The following is a 16,985-nucleotide window of genomic DNA, read 5'->3' as shown; positions in this document are numbered from 1 at the left end:
TTAACTTTTGATTGATTGATTATATAACTTCGTTAATGCAACTCGCTTAATACGCGCCTAATAGCAGTATAAGCACTTGCAAAGGACCTTTTATTAACCAATACGCGACGAAAGTTGCCTAATCCCAACAATTATGAGAGATCTAATTTGGCTTATTATCGTACTATTAATTATTGGATGGCTTATAGGCTATTTCGCCTTTCCGGATTTAGGTGCCATTATCCACATTCTTATTGTGGTGGCAGTAATTCTTATTCTGTACAAATTGTTGACAGGACGAAGGCTTTAATAATTGAACTTTCTTAAAAACCCTCTGCATTCCGGAGGGTTTTCTATTTACTAAAGAAACTTTATCTTCATTAAAAAAATTATGTGGAATTTAAAAAACAGGAAAGCTGTTATTACGGGAGGAACAAAAGGTATTGGAAAAGCAGCTGTACTGAGTTTTCTGGATTTGGGGGCAGAAGTACTTTTTACCGCCAGAAATACTGAAGAAGTACAGATATTTGAAGATGAATTAAAAGAATAAAATTTACCAGCCACTGGCATCGCTTCAGATTGTTGCCTGCAGGAAGACCAGCAAAAGCTCGTAAACTGGATTGAACAAAACTGGGGCAGCCTGGATATCCTGGTAAACAATGCCGGGATAAATATCAGGAAAAAGGCAGCAGATTATTCTGAAGAAGAGTACCGGAAGGTGCTGGAGATAAACCTTATCGCTCCCTTTCAATTAAGCCGCAAATTATATCCATTCCTTAAACAATCAGGAAATTCCTCTATAATTAACGTAGCCTCTTCAGCAGCAATACAGGATGTGGGCACGGGTGCCCCTTACGCCATGTCTAAAGCAGGCTTATTGCAGCAAACACGTAGTCTGGCGGTGGAATGGGCTAAAGACGGGATAAGGGCGAATGCCATGTCACCCTGGTTTACGGAAACACCACTTACAAAAACTTACCTTGAGCAACAGGAAAAGATAGCACCTATTCTACGGCGCACTCCACTTAAAAGGATTGCCCGGGCAGAAGAAATGGCCGCTATTATCTCATTTTTAGCAATGGATAAATCTTCCTATATCACAGGACAAAACATTGTTGCCGATGGTGGTATGAGTATAAATGCTATTTGATAAGTTTAATTTGCTACCTTTAGATGAAAACAATGTTGCAAAGCGCAGTAAAAATCCTTTAAAATGAAAAACCTCCTCATCTTCACTTTACTGATAATCCTGGCCACGGGATGTAAAAATAATAACAACGGAGATTCGGTTGCTTCTGCAGAAAGACCAGCTATTGCCCGTGAAATTGCAAAAGCCAATGGACTGGATAAATTTAATGATGTAGAGCAAATTAATTTCACCTTTAATGTTAAGGTCCAGGATAGTCTAAGATCACAACGGAGTTGGCAGTGGAAACCAGAAACCGATGAAGTTACACTTACCGAAAATAATACTTCCACAACCTATAAGCGGGACGGGGAGCTTAACGAAGATGAAAAGAGCGCAGATCAAAAATTTATAAACGACACCTATTGGCTGCTTTTCCCTTATCAGTTGGTATGGTCTGATGCTGATATTTCTAAAGAAGAAAATGCCACCGCTCCTATAAGCGGTGAAAAAATGGACAAGCTTACCGTTTCCTATACCGGAGATGGCGGATATACTCCCGGCGACACTTATGACATTTACTATGATGATGACCTGATTTTACGGGAATGGGTTTACAAAGCAGCGGACGGCAACAGGGAAATGGCTACTACCTGGGAAAATTACGAGGACTTTAACGGACTGAAAATAGCAAAAAACCACAAGTCTCCTGATGGCAGTTTTGAGCTTTTCTTTGATGATATTGCTGTAAAATAAACTTCAGATATAACAATATCACCTAAAAAACCCTATCAGGTATTAACTATGAATTTCCGTAATGCCTCTTTTTAAGATCTGACCAAAATTATAAACATCTTCAAATGAACAGTAAAAAGGTGCCGGTGCCAGGCGGATCACATTTGGCTCCCGCCAGTCAATATATACTCCATTCTTCATAAGATAATTAAAGAGCTCCCGACCTTCTCCATGTAGAAAAACAGAAATCTGCGTCCCTCGTTCGTTTTGATTTGAAGGTGTAATTACTTCAAAAGTGCTGTCTACTTCTTTATCTATTTCATGTAGTACAAATTCCAGGTACGCCACAATTCTATTTCTTTTCTTAATCAAGGCCGGCATTCCCACCTCATCAAACATTTCCAGCGAAGCCAGGTATGGAGCAAGCGCCAATACGGGGGCATTGCTTATTTGCCAGGCATTGGCATCTGGCTCGGGTTGAAACTCAGGTTCCATAAGGAAACGGCGGTCTTTATTATGTCCCCACCAGCCTTCCATCCGGGGCATATCTTTTATATTATGATATTTTTCATTTATAAAGCAACCGGAAGCATTTCCCGGCCCGGAATTCATATATTTATAACTGCACCAGGCGGCAAAATCTACATTCCATTCACTTAATTTTAGTTTTACATTTCCGGCGGCATGCGCCAAATCCCAGCCCACTATTGCACCGGCTTCATGGCCAGCTTTGGTTATGCTTTCCATATCAAACACCTGCCCGGAATAGTAATTTACCCCGCCAATAAGTACCAGCGCCAGCTCCTCTCCCACCTCTTCTATTTTCTTCAGGATATCTTCTGTACGGAAATTGTTTTCACCTTCCCTTTTCCTTACTTCCACTATAGCTTCTGAAGGTTGATAACCATGCAGCCTAACCTGGCTTGACAACATATATTGATCACTGGGAAAAGCTTTTTCTTCACATAAGATTTTGAACCTTTTTCCTGAAGGGCGGTAAAATGAAACCATCAGCAAATGAAGGTTTACTGTTAAAGTATTCATTACAGTTACTTCAGAAGCTTTCGCCCCAACAATTTTCGCCAGTTTTCCTGAAAACCGCTCATGATAATCCCACCAGGATTTTTCAGCACGAAAATGTCCTTCCACTCCTAAATTGGCCCAATCCTGCATAATCTCATTTACATAATTTTTTGCGGTCTTCGGCTGCAGGCCAAGGGAATTACCAACAAAATAAATCACGTCCTTTCCATTTACCTGCGGAAAGATAAACTGATGGCGATACTTGGCTAATTCATCTTCAGAATCCATTTTCCTGGCGATTTCCAGGCTGTTTTCAAACTTCATATTGTGCGGTTTTCGGTAAAAATACAATTTCAGGAATAAATTAGCCATTGAAATTGCAGAACCAATTTACGTAGCTTTGTAAAAAATGATCTTATGGATTTTCTACCTCGGGATATAGAAGAATATATAACGCAACATTCCCAAAAAGAGCCGGAATTTTTAGCTAAACTTAACCGGGAAACACATCAAAAAATTCTACAACCCCGTATGCTTAGCGGCCATTACCAGGGAAGGGTACTTAGCCTTTTGTCCAAAATCATTAGGGCTCAATGCATTTTAGAAATAGGGACCTATACAGGATATTCCGCTTTAAGCCTTGCGGAAGGACTTCCCGAAAATGGCATTTTACATACTATAGATATAAATGAAGAGCTTTTCGATTTTCAGAAAAAATATTTTGATGCCTCGCCATACCGGGAGAAAATAAAACAGTACCTGGGAAATGCTGTAGAAATCATCCCGGAGATTGAGGATAATTTCGACCTGATTTTTATAGATGCCGATAAACCCAATTATCCTGCATATTTCGAAATAATTATAGAGAAACTTAATCCCGGAGGTGTTATTCTTTCTGATAATGTTCTTTGGAGCGGAAAGGTTGTGAAAGATATAAAACCAGATGATGAATCTACAATGGCTTTGTTGAAGTATAATAAAATGCTGGCCACAGATGAACGTATTGAAACTGTTATTTTACCTATAAGGGATGGCCTTACCTTAAGCAGAAGAAAATAAACAGAATACTAGATATAAAAACGTTTACCCGATTTTTGGTAGAGCCAGAAGAAAATATGCGCCATAATTACCCCTACCAGAGCTCCAACTAAAATGTCGCCGGGATAATGTACGCCCACAAATATCCTACTGAGTACAAAAATTATAGGCCAGATGTAGGCCAGGAAGATCCAGTTGGATTTCTCTTTTAGGGCTAAAACAATAAAAGTTACTGCTGCAAAAGAAGTAGAAGCATGCCCCGAAAAAAAACTGTAGTTAGTGGGTTCCTGTAAAATACGAATAACCTCCACCAGGTCCGGAGTATTATTAGGACGCAACCTAAGCGCTATCCCCTTTACAACATTTGTGAATCCCCAGGTGGTAAAAACTGCGGCAAGCAGGAAAAGTGAGGTTAAAACAGCCTTTCTCCAATGAAAAGAAAGGAAGAACAATGCGAAAAATAAGATATGAAGTGGAATCCAGTGTTCGGGTTGGGTAACAAAGATCCAGAAATCATCATAAGACTCAACTCCCAGACTGTTCAAATAAATAAATAATTCCCTATCCCACTGTTTTAATTGTTCCAACATCTATAAAAGCGGATTAAAATCTACGCTTTACCGATCCGGTTATTTCATCTATATCCTCTTTCACCTTATCAATCTCCCCTTTGATGTCTTTGGACAGATTTTTATCTATGCCCTGTTTTTCAGCGCTTCGCTGAATTTCACTCTTGATATCGTTAGATGCATTGCGGAGTGTTTTCATTCCCTGCCCAAGGCCTCGGGCAATTTCCGGAATTTTATCAGCTCCAAATACCATTACCAGAATAAACATTATAAAGGCAATTTCAGCTCCGCTGATGAATAATGGAAGTATCAACATAACACAACAAATATAAATACAAATATCACGAAAAAAGAAGCCGACTCGTTAAAGTCGGCTTAAATTATTTTTAGTCTTCTGCACTGGCTTTAAATTCTTCAAATTGATTTTTGGTTTCATCTTTTGGCCAGGCATTATTGCTAAGATCTACATCTGCTGTTTCCAAATCGGGATCTATCACAATTTTTGTAATTTCCCTACTGCTTGGAATAACTTTGCTAACTTCAGCATTATTCTTTCTCCAGATTTGAACAGGATAAGTGATTTTTTCTGAAGTCCCATCAGCATAAGTAATCTCTACAATAAGTGGCATTATCAAACCTCCCGGCTTTTCAAAAGTTACCTGGTAGAAATACTTAGGAGCATTAAGGTTTTTTCTTTCTTCCTCGCTAAAGTTATCCATAACAAACTCCTGAAGGGTAGAAGAACTCTCCAGCATGCTTTTCTCCTTCAGGTCCTTGCTAAACTCTGGGTCGTCTTCCTTTACAACATAAAGGGCCTCTACTTCTGAAGGAGAAGCATTATAATAACGCTCCAGCATTTCTTTACCTGCTTCAGTAGGAGTATCTGTAATATAATATTTGTTTACTTCCTTAATACCGAGATCTACATTATCTGTAGAATAGAACCAGCCTCTCCAGAACCAGTCCAGGTCTATAGCCGAAGCGTCTTCCATAGTCCTGAAGAAATCCTCCGGGGTAGGATGTTTAAACATCCACCTGTGTGCGTAAGTGCTGAAAGCATAATCAAAAAGTTCACGCCCCATCACAGTTTCACGCAGAATATTTAAAGCTGTTGCCGGTTTTCCATAGGCATTGTTCCCTAACTGGTAAACTTCTTCGGGATTAGACATAATGGGCGCGATAAATTCCTGATTGCCTTTCATATAAGGTACAATTTTATGCGGCTGGCCCCTTCTGGAAGGATAATTTTCCTGTGGCGCGATTGCCTCAGGATACCGTTCTCCAAATTCCTGCTCTGCCATGTACTGCACAAAAGTATTTATACCTTCGTCCATCCAGCCCCACTGGCGCTCATCACTGTTCACGATCATTGGGAAAAAGTTATGTCCAACTTCGTGGATGATCACGCTCATCATCCCAAACTTAACACGATCGCTATAATTGCCATTTTCATCGGGGCGGCCATAATTCCAGCAGATCATCGGGTATTCCATTCCCTGGTTCTTCGCATTTACTGAAACTGCTTTGTGGTAAGGATATTGGAAAGTATGGTTGGAATAACTTTTTAAAGTACTCGCAACCACCCTGGTGGACCATTGTTCCCAAAGTGGGTTTCCTTCTTTTGGATACAGGGAAACAGCCATAACCTTTTTGCCCATTACATCTGTAGCCATCATGTCCAGGATAAATTTTCTAGATGTGGAAAATGCGAAATCACGAACCATATCGGCTTTATAGTGCCATGTCTTTGTTTTGTTTGTAGATCCATTTTCTGCTTTTTCAGCTTCTTCAGGAGTAACAATAAGCACAGGCTTGTCATAAGAATTTCTGGCTTCTTCATATCGCCTCATCATTTCTCTTGAATATACTTCTTTGCGGTTTTGAAGTTCACCTGTAGCCTCCATAACATGGTCTGCAGGTACAGTAATATTCACATCATAAGAACCAAAAGGAAGGGCAAATTCCCCGCTTCCCCAAAACTGCATATTCTGCCATCCTTCCACATCGTTATAAACGGCCATTCGTGGAAAGAATTGGGCAATTACATATGCCCGGTTATCATCTTCAGGAAAATATTCGTATCCTGAACGTGCACGGTTAGTCACGTGGTTATTGATGTTATAATTCCATTTAATGCTAAAGCTGTAATCTTCTCCAGATTTCAATGGCTGCGGCAAATCTATACGCATCATGGTTTGATTGATGGTATATTTTAGCGCATTACCATCTTTAGACACTTCCATGATATTGAACCCGCCATCAAAGGGTTTCTTAAGATATCTCTCTGAAAATCTTGATGGAGTGGCTACAGGTGAAAGACCTTCGCTATCTCTTTGCAGAGCAGGAGAATTCTTCTCCCTGATATTTTGATCTAACTGCACCCACAAATATTCCAGTTCCTGGGGAGAGTTGTTATGATAAGTGATAGTTTCCTCTCCAGACAACATGGTGTTCTCATCATCAAGCACCACATCTATCTTATAATCTGCCTGATTTTGATAATATGCCGGCCCCGGAGCACCCGAAGCAGTTCTATATTGATTTGGAGTGGCAAACTCCATATACATTTGCCGGAATTTGTTCTCGTTCGTATGACCTTCCTGTCGTTCCTGTTGCTGGGTTTCCTCCCCGTTATCCTGGGCGTAAACTCCGGCAAACAAGAACATAAAAAGCGCCGAACACACTAATTTTGTTGTTTTCATTAAGTAAGATTTAATTAAAGATTGCTAAAAGTAACCAATTTCCTTTTTTCTGAAAATTAATCCTGGAAATTTATAGTCCCCATCTCCCTGTCAAGTTCGAGTAAGAGACTTTTAATCTCATCTCCCACCTCTACATGCACCACGTTTTTCTGCTCACTGTAGAGGTCGGTCAAAATTGCATTAGTTACGGTAACCTGATGAAAAGGAGGCACGCCTTCCACTTCTATGTAAAGCACCAGCTGGTCCTCCTCATATTCTTTGCCCAGGTAATGAAGTTCCAGTTCTTTTCCGTCTACAGAAATTTGAAGTTTTTGGGCAAGATATTTTGCGATTGTCTCCTTAACATTCCCCTCTTCCTTCTCGTGAGAAAGGCTAAGATGAGTGCCGTATCTTTTGTTCAGAACTTTTTGAATATCATCAATAAAAACCCTGCTGATAATCTGGAAAGTTCCTGGATCTTCTTTGTAAGCTATTTCAGTAACACTAACATAAAATTTATGCTTTTCAGCAGAAAAAGAAGAGAACGCTAAAAAGCAAGTAAGGAGGACTGCAAATTTCTTCATTCAGTTTTTTGGGTAAAGCTAATCAAACTTCAGTCCAAATCCTGAAGATCCAGGAATTCGCTGGCATGTTTTTTCAAGAACTGCATAAATTCCAGTTCCATCCCCTCTTCAAGATAGGGTTTCAGGCTATAAGTTTCAGCACAATAATAAAGATAGTTCATGATCATGGATTCCTTTAAATTCAATTCTTCGAGATAATAAGAGGCGGGGGCGATATCCCTCGCCTTCTCTACGAGGGCGTACAGTTTTTCATTTTCCCTCAGCTTTTTCAGCATTTTTATCTCCCCGTTCAGGTGGCCTAATAACAAATCTACAGGGCTACCTCCATAAACTGTCATTTTTCTTTCGCTAAGCGTTCTCTCCCTTACATTACGTCTTTTTAAACCATAATTTGGCACCTCATTCACCTCAATATCACCTATATCCCCGGCTAGGTTTCCTGTAAGGGAAATGTTGCTGATTTTAACTTCGTCCAGTTCGGTGAGGCCCGGCAGGAGTTCAACTTCGAGGTAAGCGGCTTCAAAAGTAAGGGCTGTAATCACCACTTCCAGCTTTTTGTATTGTATGGCAGAAAATTCGAGCGTATCCCCTTTTCGCACCCTGATGGAAAAATTTCCAGAAGCTGAATTTATGGTTCCCGTACCGGTATTTTTATTGATAATGTTAATAAAGCTGCCATCCAGCGAATCGTTAAGGATTTTCCCCTCAAGCAGGATACTTTCCTGGCCATACATGAGAACAGGAAACAGAAACAGAAAGCCAACAAAAAAGGTTTTGAAATTTCTGAATAGAAATAGCCGAACTTTAGAAGTAGTGATCAAACCGAAAAATTCCTTCATACTTTATTTTATTCTGAAGCGCGCAATTTGAGAAATTCCACGGCATATTTTTGATAAAATTCCAGCAGGTCCAGTCTCTTTTCATCTTTCAGCAAATACTTTAACTGATGGTTTTCGGCGCAATAGTAGACGAAATTCACTATTTGCTCCTCCGGAATTTTAAGGTCTTTCACAAAGAAATTCACAGGAAAAGCTGCGATTCCCTGCTCTACCAGCCCCTGCAGTTTCTCATTTGCCACAATTTTTTTCAGCTTCTTCGTCCTGCCGGAAATGGCATTTAGCAATGGATCCAAACCTACGGCGCCACCACTGCCCGTAAAGCCAGGATTCCATGAAGAGGCCGTGTGCAGCCGACGCTCTGCCGCCGTAATAGGCTCCCGATTCAAATTAGGAATTCCAAAATCTGAGATAGTATAATTATCCATACTGCCGATGTCGGCGCCCAAATCTCCGCTCAGGGTGATATTACTGATTTTAACCTCGTCCAGTACATTTACACCCGGGATAAGTTTTACCTCCAGATATCCAGATTCCATCAACAAAGGAGTTACGGCTATTTCCAGTTTTTCATACTGAATAGACGAGAACAGCAGCGTATCATTTTCCCTTACCTTTATCTGGAATTCTCCTGAAGAAGAATTTATAGTTCCCGTTTTCAGGGTCTTATTGATTATATTAATAAAAGCACCTTGCAAAGAATCATTAATAATTTTTCCTTTAAGCTGAACGGGGTCCTGTGAAAATGCTGAAAATGAAGAAATAAAAAGGAAGGCTAAAAGTAAATTTTTCAGCATAAAAATGGTTGATTGACAGATTATTGTGGTTGGTGGCTATACATCTCTTTTTGTTCAAAAAGGTACTGCATAATTTCCAGCTCATTACTGTTCTCAAGCATTTGCTGGGTAAAACCATTATCAATAACGTAAAAAATGAAGCTGCTCGTATGTGCTCTCTCTAGATTTAAAGATTCTACATAAAAATTTTCTCCCATTTTGTAGAATAATTCATCTGCCAGTTCTTCCCTGGAAAGCTTCCTGGATTTTTCCTCTTTTTCACCAAAAAGACCAAAAACAGATTTAAAAATGTTTACAAAATTAAGCCCCTGGAAATCACTTGCAGTTTTATTCCCCATTGCATCATTACGTACATAATTGGCTTTATACCGTTGGGGCATACTCGCCAGATTGCGCATTTCTATATTAGAAACCATATTCATGCGGGTATCCATAGTACGAATTCGATTCACATCCACTTCCACAATCCCGCTTAGGTCCGAAAGCCTTACTTCTGGCAGGTCATTTACTGCCCGGTTCAGGTTAACCGTCATGGTGCCCAGTTCAGCAAGATGTTCAGACATTACAATAGTAAAAGCTTCAAACTGCACCGCTGAAAAAATTAAACTATCTCCCCGCCTTGCCAAAATCGCAAAATCACCTTCTGCATTGGTCGCAGTACCACGACCGGCATTTTTATTAAAAATCGTAATTCCTCCTACCTCATCACCCGGCGGGACCAGTACGCTGCCATTTATTATTTCTCGCGGTGCCTGGGCAAAACCGTTAAGAGCAATACCGAAAAAAACAAAAAGAGATAGAAAGAAAGAAAATTTATTCATTATATACTTTAGGCGCAGATTTTTCCAATGGACCTTCTCTTAATCTGCGGAATTTTAAAAAAATATTATTGAAGATAATAAAGAAACAATTATCTTCCTTACCAAAGGCTTCAGCAAGAGGAAATTTTTGTTAAAAAACCTAATTCGCTACTTTTACAAAAACATATTTTATGATTAATGCTATCTTAGCGAGCACTTCTACTTTGCATGGAGAAGATTACCTGCAATATCTTATTCCGGAGATAAAAGAATTGTACAAAAACATTTCTGAAGTAATCTTTATTCCCTTTGCCCGTCCCGGGGGATTAACACATGATGAATATACAGCGAAAGCCGCTGAAGCATTTGAAAAAGCCGGATTGCAGTTGAAGGGTATACATGAGTTTTCCACCCCTGAAGAGGCATTAAGAAATACCGGCGGAATTTTTACAGGTGGCGGCAATACTTTTTTACTGGTTTCTGAACTCTACAGGAATAAACTTATGCAACCTCTAAGGGAAAGTATTCTGCATGGCGCGGCTTATCTTGGCACCAGCGCAGGGACCAATATTGCAGGACTTAGCATGCAAACCACCAATGACATGCCCATAATATATCCTCCAAGTTTTAAAACCCTGGGGATCATCCCTTTTAATATAAACCCTCACTATTTAGATCCCGATAGTAATTCTACTCATAAAGGAGAAACCCGGGAAACGAGAATTAAAGAATTTCATAATTTAAATTCACCACCAGTGGTAGGATTGCGGGAAGGAAGCTGGCTACAAATTGCCGATAATAAAATATCGTTAAAAGGAAAGCTGTCTGCCAGAATTTTTGAAAAGGAAAAAGTACCTTACGAAACAGACACAGGGAGCGACCTCTCCCATTTGAATTAATTATGGATTACCAGAATATTCTCAATACCATTCACAGTGACATGAACTATCGTGATGTTGGGGGCAAAGTCGCTTCCTACATCCCGGAATTGGCCAAAATCGATCCCAGAAAATTTGGAATGCACTTGTACTGCGGGGAAAACCGCCATTACGGCTTTGGAGACAGCGAGGAAAAATTTTCCATTCAAAGTATTTCCAAGGTTTTTACGCTTTGTATGGCTATGAACATAATGGGAGAAGACCTTTGGGACCGGGTAGATGTGGAACCTTCAGGAAATCCTTTTAATTCGCTTACGCAGCTGGAACAGGAAAACGGGATTCCCCGTAACCCTTTTATCAATGCAGGTGCGTTGGTAATTTCAGACATACTGGTAGACCATCTGAAAAATCCCAAGGAAGAACTGCTTGCTTTTGTGCGGAAAATAACCGGTGATTCAGATATCAACTACGACAATACAGTGGCTTCTTCAGAAAAATCTACGGGATTTCGCAATATTGCCCTGGTAAATTATATGAAGGCCCTGGGCAATATTAAATGTGAAGTAGAGCCTATTGTAGATTTTTATTTTCATCAATGTTCCCTTGCCATGTCCTGCAGGCAATTAGCCAAAGCTTTCATGATTTTTGCAAATAAAGGCAGGATCCTTGAAACCGGCGAAGAAATTATGAGGCCGGAAGTCGTAAAGCGTATAAACGCCTTAATGCAAACCTGCGGATTCTATGATGAAGCTGGCGAATTTAGTTTTGAAGTGGGGCTGCCCGGCAAAAGTGGCGTAGGCGGCGGGATTGTGGCAATTCATCCAGAGCGTTATTCGGTAGCAGTATGGAGCCCGATCCTTAATGAAAAAGGCAATTCCGAATTGGGCATGAAAGCCCTGGAACGATTAACAACCCTTACCGGCGTCTCTGTATTCTAGAAAAAAACAACAAATAAAAAATGCCTCCTGTTTTCACAGAAAGCATTTTCCTATAAATTGAACACTGTTGTATATTAAAGCGCTGCTACGTGCTTAGTCAATTTTGACTTAAGGTTAGAGGCTTTATTATCGTGAATAATATTTTTCTTTGCTAATTTGTCTACCATAGAAATCACAGAAGGCAATAAAGTTTCAGCTTCTTCCTTCCCGGCTTCCTTCAGTTTTTTAATCGCATTCCTTGTAGTTTTGTGTTGGTAGCGGTTTCTAAGACGCTTAGCCTCATTACTACGGATTCTCTTTAACGATGACTTGTGATTTGCCATTACAAATTCTTTTTAATTATTTTTTTAAAGTAGTCCGTAGGGGAATCGAACCCCTGTTACCAGGATGAAAACCTGGCGTCCTAACCCCTAGACGAACGGACCATTAGATATTTCAAATTTAAGCTTTTCAGCTTAGCTCAGGCACGAATAATCTTTTTGCACCTCTTGTAGTCCGTAGGGGAATCGAACCCCTGTTACCAGGATGAAAACCTGGCGTCCTAACCCCTAGACGAACGGACCATTTTTTGCTTAATTGCGGATGCAAAAATACAACTATTTTTGAATGCTGCAAATGTCCAACAAAAAATTTTAAAAAATTAATATGCCTTTGCGAAAAGCACTCTCTGGGAAGAAGGTTTCCCGGTAAGCACGCAGCTCCCTTCTTCTTTCTCCTGATTAAATGGCACACAGCGAATTGTAGCTTTTGTGAGGTCTTTTATCTTGTTTTCAGTTTCAGAAGTACCATCCCAGTGCGCCGAAATAAAGCCTCCTTTTTCCTTCAAAACCTTTTTGAATTCATCAAAAGAATCTACCTTGGTAATGTGGCTATCCCTGTAATCTCTTGCTTTATTGAATAAGCTCTCCTGGATTTCAACCATTAATGCATTCACCTTTTCCACCACCTCTTCCTGCTTTACAAATTCTTTGGTCAGAGTATCTCTTCTGGCAAGTTCCACTGTTCCCTTCTCCAAATCTTTAGGTCCAATAGCCAGCCTTACCGGCACACCCTGCAGCTCATATTGGGCAAATTTCCAGCCCGGCTTTTGCGTATCGCGGTCATCATATTTTACGGAGATTCCTTTCGCTCTTAAATCGGCAGCCATTTTACTGGCAACTTCAGAAATTTGCTCCAGTTGCTCGTCCCCCTTATATATAGGAACAATAACCACCTGAATTGGCGCAAGTTTAGGAGGCAAAACCAATCCGTTATCATCACTATGTGTCATGATAAGCGCTCCCATAAGCCTGGTGGAAACCCCCCAGGAAGTTGCCCAGACATGTTCCAGATTTCCTTCTTTTGAAGCGAATTTTACATCAAAGGCTTTTGCAAAATTTTGGCCAAGGAAATGGGAAGTACCGGCCTGTAAGGCTTTTCCATCCTGCATTAAAGCTTCTATGCAGTAGGTCTCTTCAGCCCCCGCGAAACGTTCATTTTCGGTTTTGCTTCCTTTAACCACCGGTATAGCCATAAACTCTTCAGCAAAGGTGGCGTAAATATCGTTCATCTGCATAGCTTCATCTAAAGCTTCCTGTTTCGTGGCATGCGCGGTGTGCCCTTCCTGCCATAGAAATTCGGCCGTACGCAGGAAAAGCCGTGTCCTCATTTCCCAGCGCACCACATTGGCCCATTGATTAATAAGTATAGGCAGGTCCCGGTAAGACTGCACCCAGTTTTTATAGGTGTTCCAGATAATCGCTTCAGAGGTTGGCCTTACCACCAGCTCCTCTTCGAGCTTGGCTTCGGGATCCACCACCAGTTTCCCGGGATCATCGGGATTGTTCTTTAATCGATAGTGAGTTACCACTGCACATTCCTTGGCAAAACCTTCGGCATTTTTTTCTTCAGCTTCAAAAAGATTTTTAGGAACAAAAAGGGGGAAATAGGCATTCTGGTGCCCTGTTTCTTTAAACATCCTGTCCAGCTGGGCCTGCATTTTCTCCCAGATCGCGTAACCGTAAGGTTTTATAACCATACATCCACGAACAGCAGAGTTTTCGGCTAAATCTGCTTTTACAACCAGTTCATTATACCATTTTGAATAGTCTTCTGCTCTCGTGGCTAGTTTCTTCCCCATTATAAGTTATTTGGCATAAAACTTGTGAATTAGTTAACACAGGTTAAATACTCTGTTAGTTAGCGCAAAACTAACTATTTTTGTAATGTTCAACAATAAAATACAAGCTAATGATACGCAACTATAACTTTATTAAAAAGCTCCCCTTTTTCATGGCTCCTGTATTTTTGCTATTGTTAGCATCCTGCGGTTCTTATGAGTATTCCGGTTATGGAAATGACGGAATATATGGAGATGCGAATCCCGGAAATCAAGATGATAGAAGAACCGGCAACCGATTGGAGCAATATGCAAAAAAGGAGCAGAGCAATACTAATAGCGCCTACTATAAGAACCTTTTCGCTGAAAAATCGCAAATGTACCAGGATGCCCTGGACGGCGCGATATTTACAGATGTGGAGAGTTATTCTTCAACTGAAGGACAGGAGGGCGAATACTACGACGATTCTGTAGCTTATACCGGCGGTTACGCTCCCTGGGGTGAAGACCCGGATGAGTACACTATCAATTTCTACAACAATAACTACGGCTATGGCTTTTATAATCCTTACCGTTGGGGTTGGGGCTATGGCTCCCCTTACTACGGGTACGGCTATGGATACGGAGGTTACTGGGGTTACCCTTCTTATTACGGCAACTTCTGGGGGCCATCATGGAGAGTAAGCTTCGGAAACCCGTTTTGGGGCCCTTCCTTTGCATATAGCTATGGATACAGCGGGTTCTTTAACCCTTACTTTTTCAATGGTTACGGATACTACCCTCATTACGGAGGTTATTATGGACACCGATATAACAGAAATGATGTGGCATACAGCACAGGCAGAAGAAACGCAACTTCGTCTTACTCCGGCAGGAGCAACAGAAGCTATTCTGATGCCAGCAGTGGAAGAAACTCTTCTTACTCCAGAAGCATAAGGGAAATAAGAAGCAACAGAAGCTCCGATTATCGAAATTCAAGAAGCAGATCGGTAAGATCTTCTGACAATTCCAACATATACAGCAGAAGCACCCAACGTTCCGCTACAGTAAGAGAAAACAGGGGGAGCGTAAGAAGCAATTCTTATGAGCCAAGCACAAGAAGAAGCACCAGCACAAGTTCTGGTGTAAGAACTTCTTCCCCCACTAGAAGCAGTGGTTCTGTTAGAAGTTCCAGCAGTTCTTCGAGAAGCAGCTCCGGAAGCCGTAGTTCTGGCGGAGGACGCTCTTCTTCCAGAGGTGGACGCGGATAATCCCTACTTCACTCCATGAAATTTCAAACAACTATAACCGACCTTACAGTCAAAAACTGTAAGGTCTTTTATAAAAAATAAACTTCAAATAAAATACAGCTATGAAAAAGCTATTATTAATATTAACTGTAGGACTATATAGCGCTTTTACCGCAACTGCTCAAACCACCGTTGACGCCTACAGATACTCTTCGGAAGAACTTTCTGGTACCGCCCGGTATCAGGCTATGAGTGGCGCTTTTGGAGCGCTGGGCGGAGATCTTTCGGCTTTAAGTGTTAACCCTGCGGGATCTGCGGTTTTTCTAAACAGTTTTGCCAGTTTTACTGCCAGCAGAAGAAGTTCTGAAAACGAGGTAGGCTATTTTAACCAGTATAATTCTAACGAAAATTCAGATTACAATTTCTCCCAGGCAGGAGGAGTCCTTGTTTTTAACGGTAATAATGATGGTAACTGGAGAAAATTCACACTTGGTGTGAATTACACCGAAACCAATAATTTTGACGATAATTTTATAGCCTCCGGAGTAAACAGTAGATCCATCGATAATTATTTTCTTGGATATGCCGAAGGTGTTCCACTGGATTTACTGGAAACTGTAGAAGATGAATCTGTTGCCGACCTTTACTCTTACCTTGGAGAAAATTATGGCTATGGAGAACAACAGGCTTTATTGGGCTATCAGGGATATATCATCAATCCGGTAAGCAATGAACTTGAGAACACATCTTACACTTCTGCTATTGCAGGTAACACTTTTAATCAGCGCTACTCCTTTGCTTCCACAGGGTTGAATGGAAAACTGTCTTTCAACTTCGCAACCCAATACCAGGATTTTCTTTATTTGGGAATTAACCTGAACAGCCATTTCCTGAATTATGATAGCTCCAGTATTTTTACAGAATCCAACAATAATACGGGAAGTGAAACAAACTATGTGAATTTTCAAAACCGACTAAGCACCACCGGAGACGGATTTTCCCTGCAGGTTGGTGCCATTGCAAAAGTAGGAGAGATGTTAAGAATTGGAGCCGCTTACGAATCTCCAACCTGGTACAACATTAGAGAAGAAGCAGCACAAAGCCTGGAAACAGACAATGCCACTGAAGGAACTTCAATAATAAATCCAGGTATTGTTAATGTTTATCCTGATTACACCCTGCAAACTCCCGGAAAGTTAACGGGTAGTGCAGCCGTTTTGTTTGAAACAAGAGGATTAGTAAGTTTTGATTATTCTTACAAGGATTATACTACTATGGAATTTCGCCCGGAAAATGATATTGATTTTGAAATCCAGAACAGGAATATCGAGGACAACTTTAGAGCAGCTTCCTCTTACCGTTTGGGTGGAGAATACAGGTTTAATAATTTGAGCCTGCGCGCCGGGTACAGATTTGAAGAAAGCCCTTATGCAAATGAAACAACAGTGGGAGAGTTAACCGGATATTCAGGTGGATTGGGTTACAACTTTGGGACGGTAAAACTGGACCTGGCCTACAGCCGCGCGGAATATTCCACCGCCACTCCTTTGTTTAATGTAGGATTAACTGATGCCCCGGAGATTGACAGGAACCTCTCAAATTTTGTCCTTTCCCTTAGCTTCGGACTCTAAACCTATATTGTACCAAAAAAAATAGAGCGCCTGGTTAGCGCTT

The 16,985-nt window shown here is 40.8% G+C and carries 17 protein-coding genes, 2 tRNA genes and 1 pseudogene; 8 read left to right on the top strand and 12 right to left on the bottom strand.

Translation table 11 applies throughout. The annotated features are described in order from the left end of the window. Nucleotides 1-133: 133 nt before the first annotated feature. The 3 genes and pseudogenes from RM553_RS06275 to RM553_RS06265 all read left to right on the top strand — a co-directional run bounded on the left by RM553_RS06275 (nucleotide 134) and on the right by RM553_RS06265 (nucleotide 1,861). Nucleotides 134-289 carry a lmo0937 family membrane protein gene (locus RM553_RS06275; protein WP_311534101.1) on the top strand — a complete coding sequence of 52 codons (156 nt, stop codon included), beginning with the start codon at nucleotides 134-136 and terminating at the stop codon, nucleotides 287-289. 81 nt (nucleotides 290-370) lie between these two features. Then, nucleotides 371-1,129: pseudogene (locus RM553_RS06270) on the top strand (SDR family oxidoreductase). A 63-nt stretch (nucleotides 1,130-1,192) separates the two neighbouring features. After that, complete coding sequence (locus tag RM553_RS06265) at nucleotides 1,193-1,861, top strand: hypothetical protein (RefSeq protein WP_311534100.1); 669 nt, start codon at nucleotides 1,193-1,195, stop codon at nucleotides 1,859-1,861. A 42-nt stretch (nucleotides 1,862-1,903) separates the two neighbouring features. On the opposite strand, the gene kynU is transcribed toward RM553_RS06265, so the two are convergent. After that, nucleotides 1,904-3,187, bottom strand: a complete 1,284-nt coding sequence (kynU, locus tag RM553_RS06260) for a kynureninase (RefSeq protein ID WP_311534099.1) — start codon at nucleotides 3,185-3,187, stop codon at nucleotides 1,904-1,906. A 93-nt stretch (nucleotides 3,188-3,280) separates the two neighbouring features. Between kynU and RM553_RS06255 the strand changes: the two genes are divergently transcribed. Then, nucleotides 3,281-3,922, top strand: coding sequence for an O-methyltransferase (locus tag RM553_RS06255; RefSeq protein WP_311534098.1), 642 nt, complete (start codon nucleotides 3,281-3,283; stop codon nucleotides 3,920-3,922). A gap of 8 nt (nucleotides 3,923-3,930) precedes the next feature. Here the strand turns inward: RM553_RS06255 and RM553_RS06250 are convergent, their stop codons facing one another. The 7 genes from RM553_RS06250 to RM553_RS06220 form a co-directional block, all read right to left on the bottom strand. Then, nucleotides 3,931-4,491 (bottom strand): phosphatase PAP2 family protein, encoded by a 561-nt coding sequence (locus RM553_RS06250; RefSeq protein ID WP_311534097.1) that lies wholly within the window; start codon nucleotides 4,489-4,491, stop codon nucleotides 3,931-3,933. 13 nt (nucleotides 4,492-4,504) lie between these two features. Beyond that, nucleotides 4,505-4,786 carry a Sec-independent protein translocase subunit TatA/TatB gene (locus tag RM553_RS06245; RefSeq protein ID WP_311534096.1) on the bottom strand — a complete coding sequence of 94 codons (282 nt, stop codon included), beginning with the start codon at nucleotides 4,784-4,786 and terminating at the stop codon, nucleotides 4,505-4,507. A 70-nt stretch (nucleotides 4,787-4,856) separates the two neighbouring features. Then, the gene (locus RM553_RS06240) at nucleotides 4,857-7,172 is read right to left on the bottom strand and encodes a M1 family metallopeptidase (protein ID WP_311534095.1); all 2,316 of its coding nucleotides are present in this window, start codon (nucleotides 7,170-7,172) and stop codon (nucleotides 4,857-4,859) included. 56 nt (nucleotides 7,173-7,228) lie between these two features. Continuing rightward, nucleotides 7,229-7,735 (bottom strand): DUF6702 family protein, encoded by a 507-nt coding sequence (locus RM553_RS06235; RefSeq protein ID WP_311534094.1) that lies wholly within the window; start codon nucleotides 7,733-7,735, stop codon nucleotides 7,229-7,231. Nucleotides 7,736-7,764: 29 nt separating this feature from the next. After that, a complete protein-coding gene (locus tag RM553_RS19770; protein ID WP_489752713.1) occupies nucleotides 7,765-8,010 on the bottom strand; it encodes a hypothetical protein in 246 nt (81 codons plus the stop codon). 572 nt (nucleotides 8,011-8,582) lie between these two features. Continuing rightward, nucleotides 8,583-9,368, bottom strand: a complete 786-nt coding sequence (locus RM553_RS06225) for a peptidase associated/transthyretin-like domain-containing protein (RefSeq protein ID WP_311534092.1) — start codon at nucleotides 9,366-9,368, stop codon at nucleotides 8,583-8,585. Nucleotides 9,369-9,388: 20 nt separating this feature from the next. Continuing rightward, a complete protein-coding gene (locus tag RM553_RS06220; RefSeq protein WP_311534091.1) occupies nucleotides 9,389-10,189 on the bottom strand; it encodes a peptidase associated/transthyretin-like domain-containing protein in 801 nt (266 codons plus the stop codon). 170 nt (nucleotides 10,190-10,359) lie between these two features. Here RM553_RS06220 and pepE point away from each other — a divergent pair, with 170 nt between their 5' ends. Both pepE and RM553_RS06210 read left to right on the top strand, forming a co-directional pair. After that, nucleotides 10,360-11,067 carry a dipeptidase PepE gene (gene pepE, locus RM553_RS06215; protein WP_311534090.1) on the top strand — a complete coding sequence of 236 codons (708 nt, stop codon included), beginning with the start codon at nucleotides 10,360-10,362 and terminating at the stop codon, nucleotides 11,065-11,067. Nucleotides 11,068-11,069: 2 nt separating this feature from the next. Then, nucleotides 11,070-11,984, top strand: coding sequence for a glutaminase (locus RM553_RS06210; protein ID WP_311534089.1), 915 nt, complete (start codon nucleotides 11,070-11,072; stop codon nucleotides 11,982-11,984). A gap of 74 nt (nucleotides 11,985-12,058) precedes the next feature. Here the strand turns inward: RM553_RS06210 and rpsT are convergent, their stop codons facing one another. The 4 genes from rpsT to proS all read right to left on the bottom strand — a co-directional run bounded on the left by rpsT (nucleotide 12,059) and on the right by proS (nucleotide 14,103). Continuing rightward, a complete protein-coding gene (gene rpsT, locus RM553_RS06205) occupies nucleotides 12,059-12,307 on the bottom strand; it encodes a 30S ribosomal protein S20 (RefSeq protein ID WP_311534088.1) in 249 nt (82 codons plus the stop codon). 30 nt (nucleotides 12,308-12,337) lie between these two features. After that, nucleotides 12,338-12,409, bottom strand: a tRNA-Glu gene (locus RM553_RS06200). A gap of 66 nt (nucleotides 12,410-12,475) precedes the next feature. Further along, nucleotides 12,476-12,547 (bottom strand) — tRNA-Glu (locus RM553_RS06195). 77 nt (nucleotides 12,548-12,624) lie between these two features. Next, nucleotides 12,625-14,103 (bottom strand): proline--tRNA ligase, encoded by a 1,479-nt coding sequence (gene proS / locus RM553_RS06190; protein ID WP_311534087.1) that lies wholly within the window; start codon nucleotides 14,101-14,103, stop codon nucleotides 12,625-12,627. Between the two features lie 152 nt (nucleotides 14,104-14,255). On the opposite strand from proS, the gene RM553_RS06185 reads away from it, so the two are divergent. Beyond that, nucleotides 14,256-15,332 (top strand): hypothetical protein, encoded by a 1,077-nt coding sequence (locus tag RM553_RS06185; protein ID WP_311534086.1) that lies wholly within the window; start codon nucleotides 14,256-14,258, stop codon nucleotides 15,330-15,332. 101 nt (nucleotides 15,333-15,433) lie between these two features. After that, complete coding sequence (locus tag RM553_RS06180; RefSeq protein ID WP_311534085.1) at nucleotides 15,434-16,942, top strand: OmpP1/FadL family transporter; 1,509 nt, start codon at nucleotides 15,434-15,436, stop codon at nucleotides 16,940-16,942. Nucleotides 16,943-16,985: the final 43 nt, after the last annotated feature.

Origin of the sequence: Autumnicola tepida (genome assembly GCF_031846485.1) — a bacterium.
Classification (GTDB): domain Bacteria; phylum Bacteroidota; class Bacteroidia; order Flavobacteriales; family Flavobacteriaceae; genus Autumnicola; species Autumnicola tepida.
This window is presented reverse-complemented; position numbering and strand designations above follow the sequence as displayed.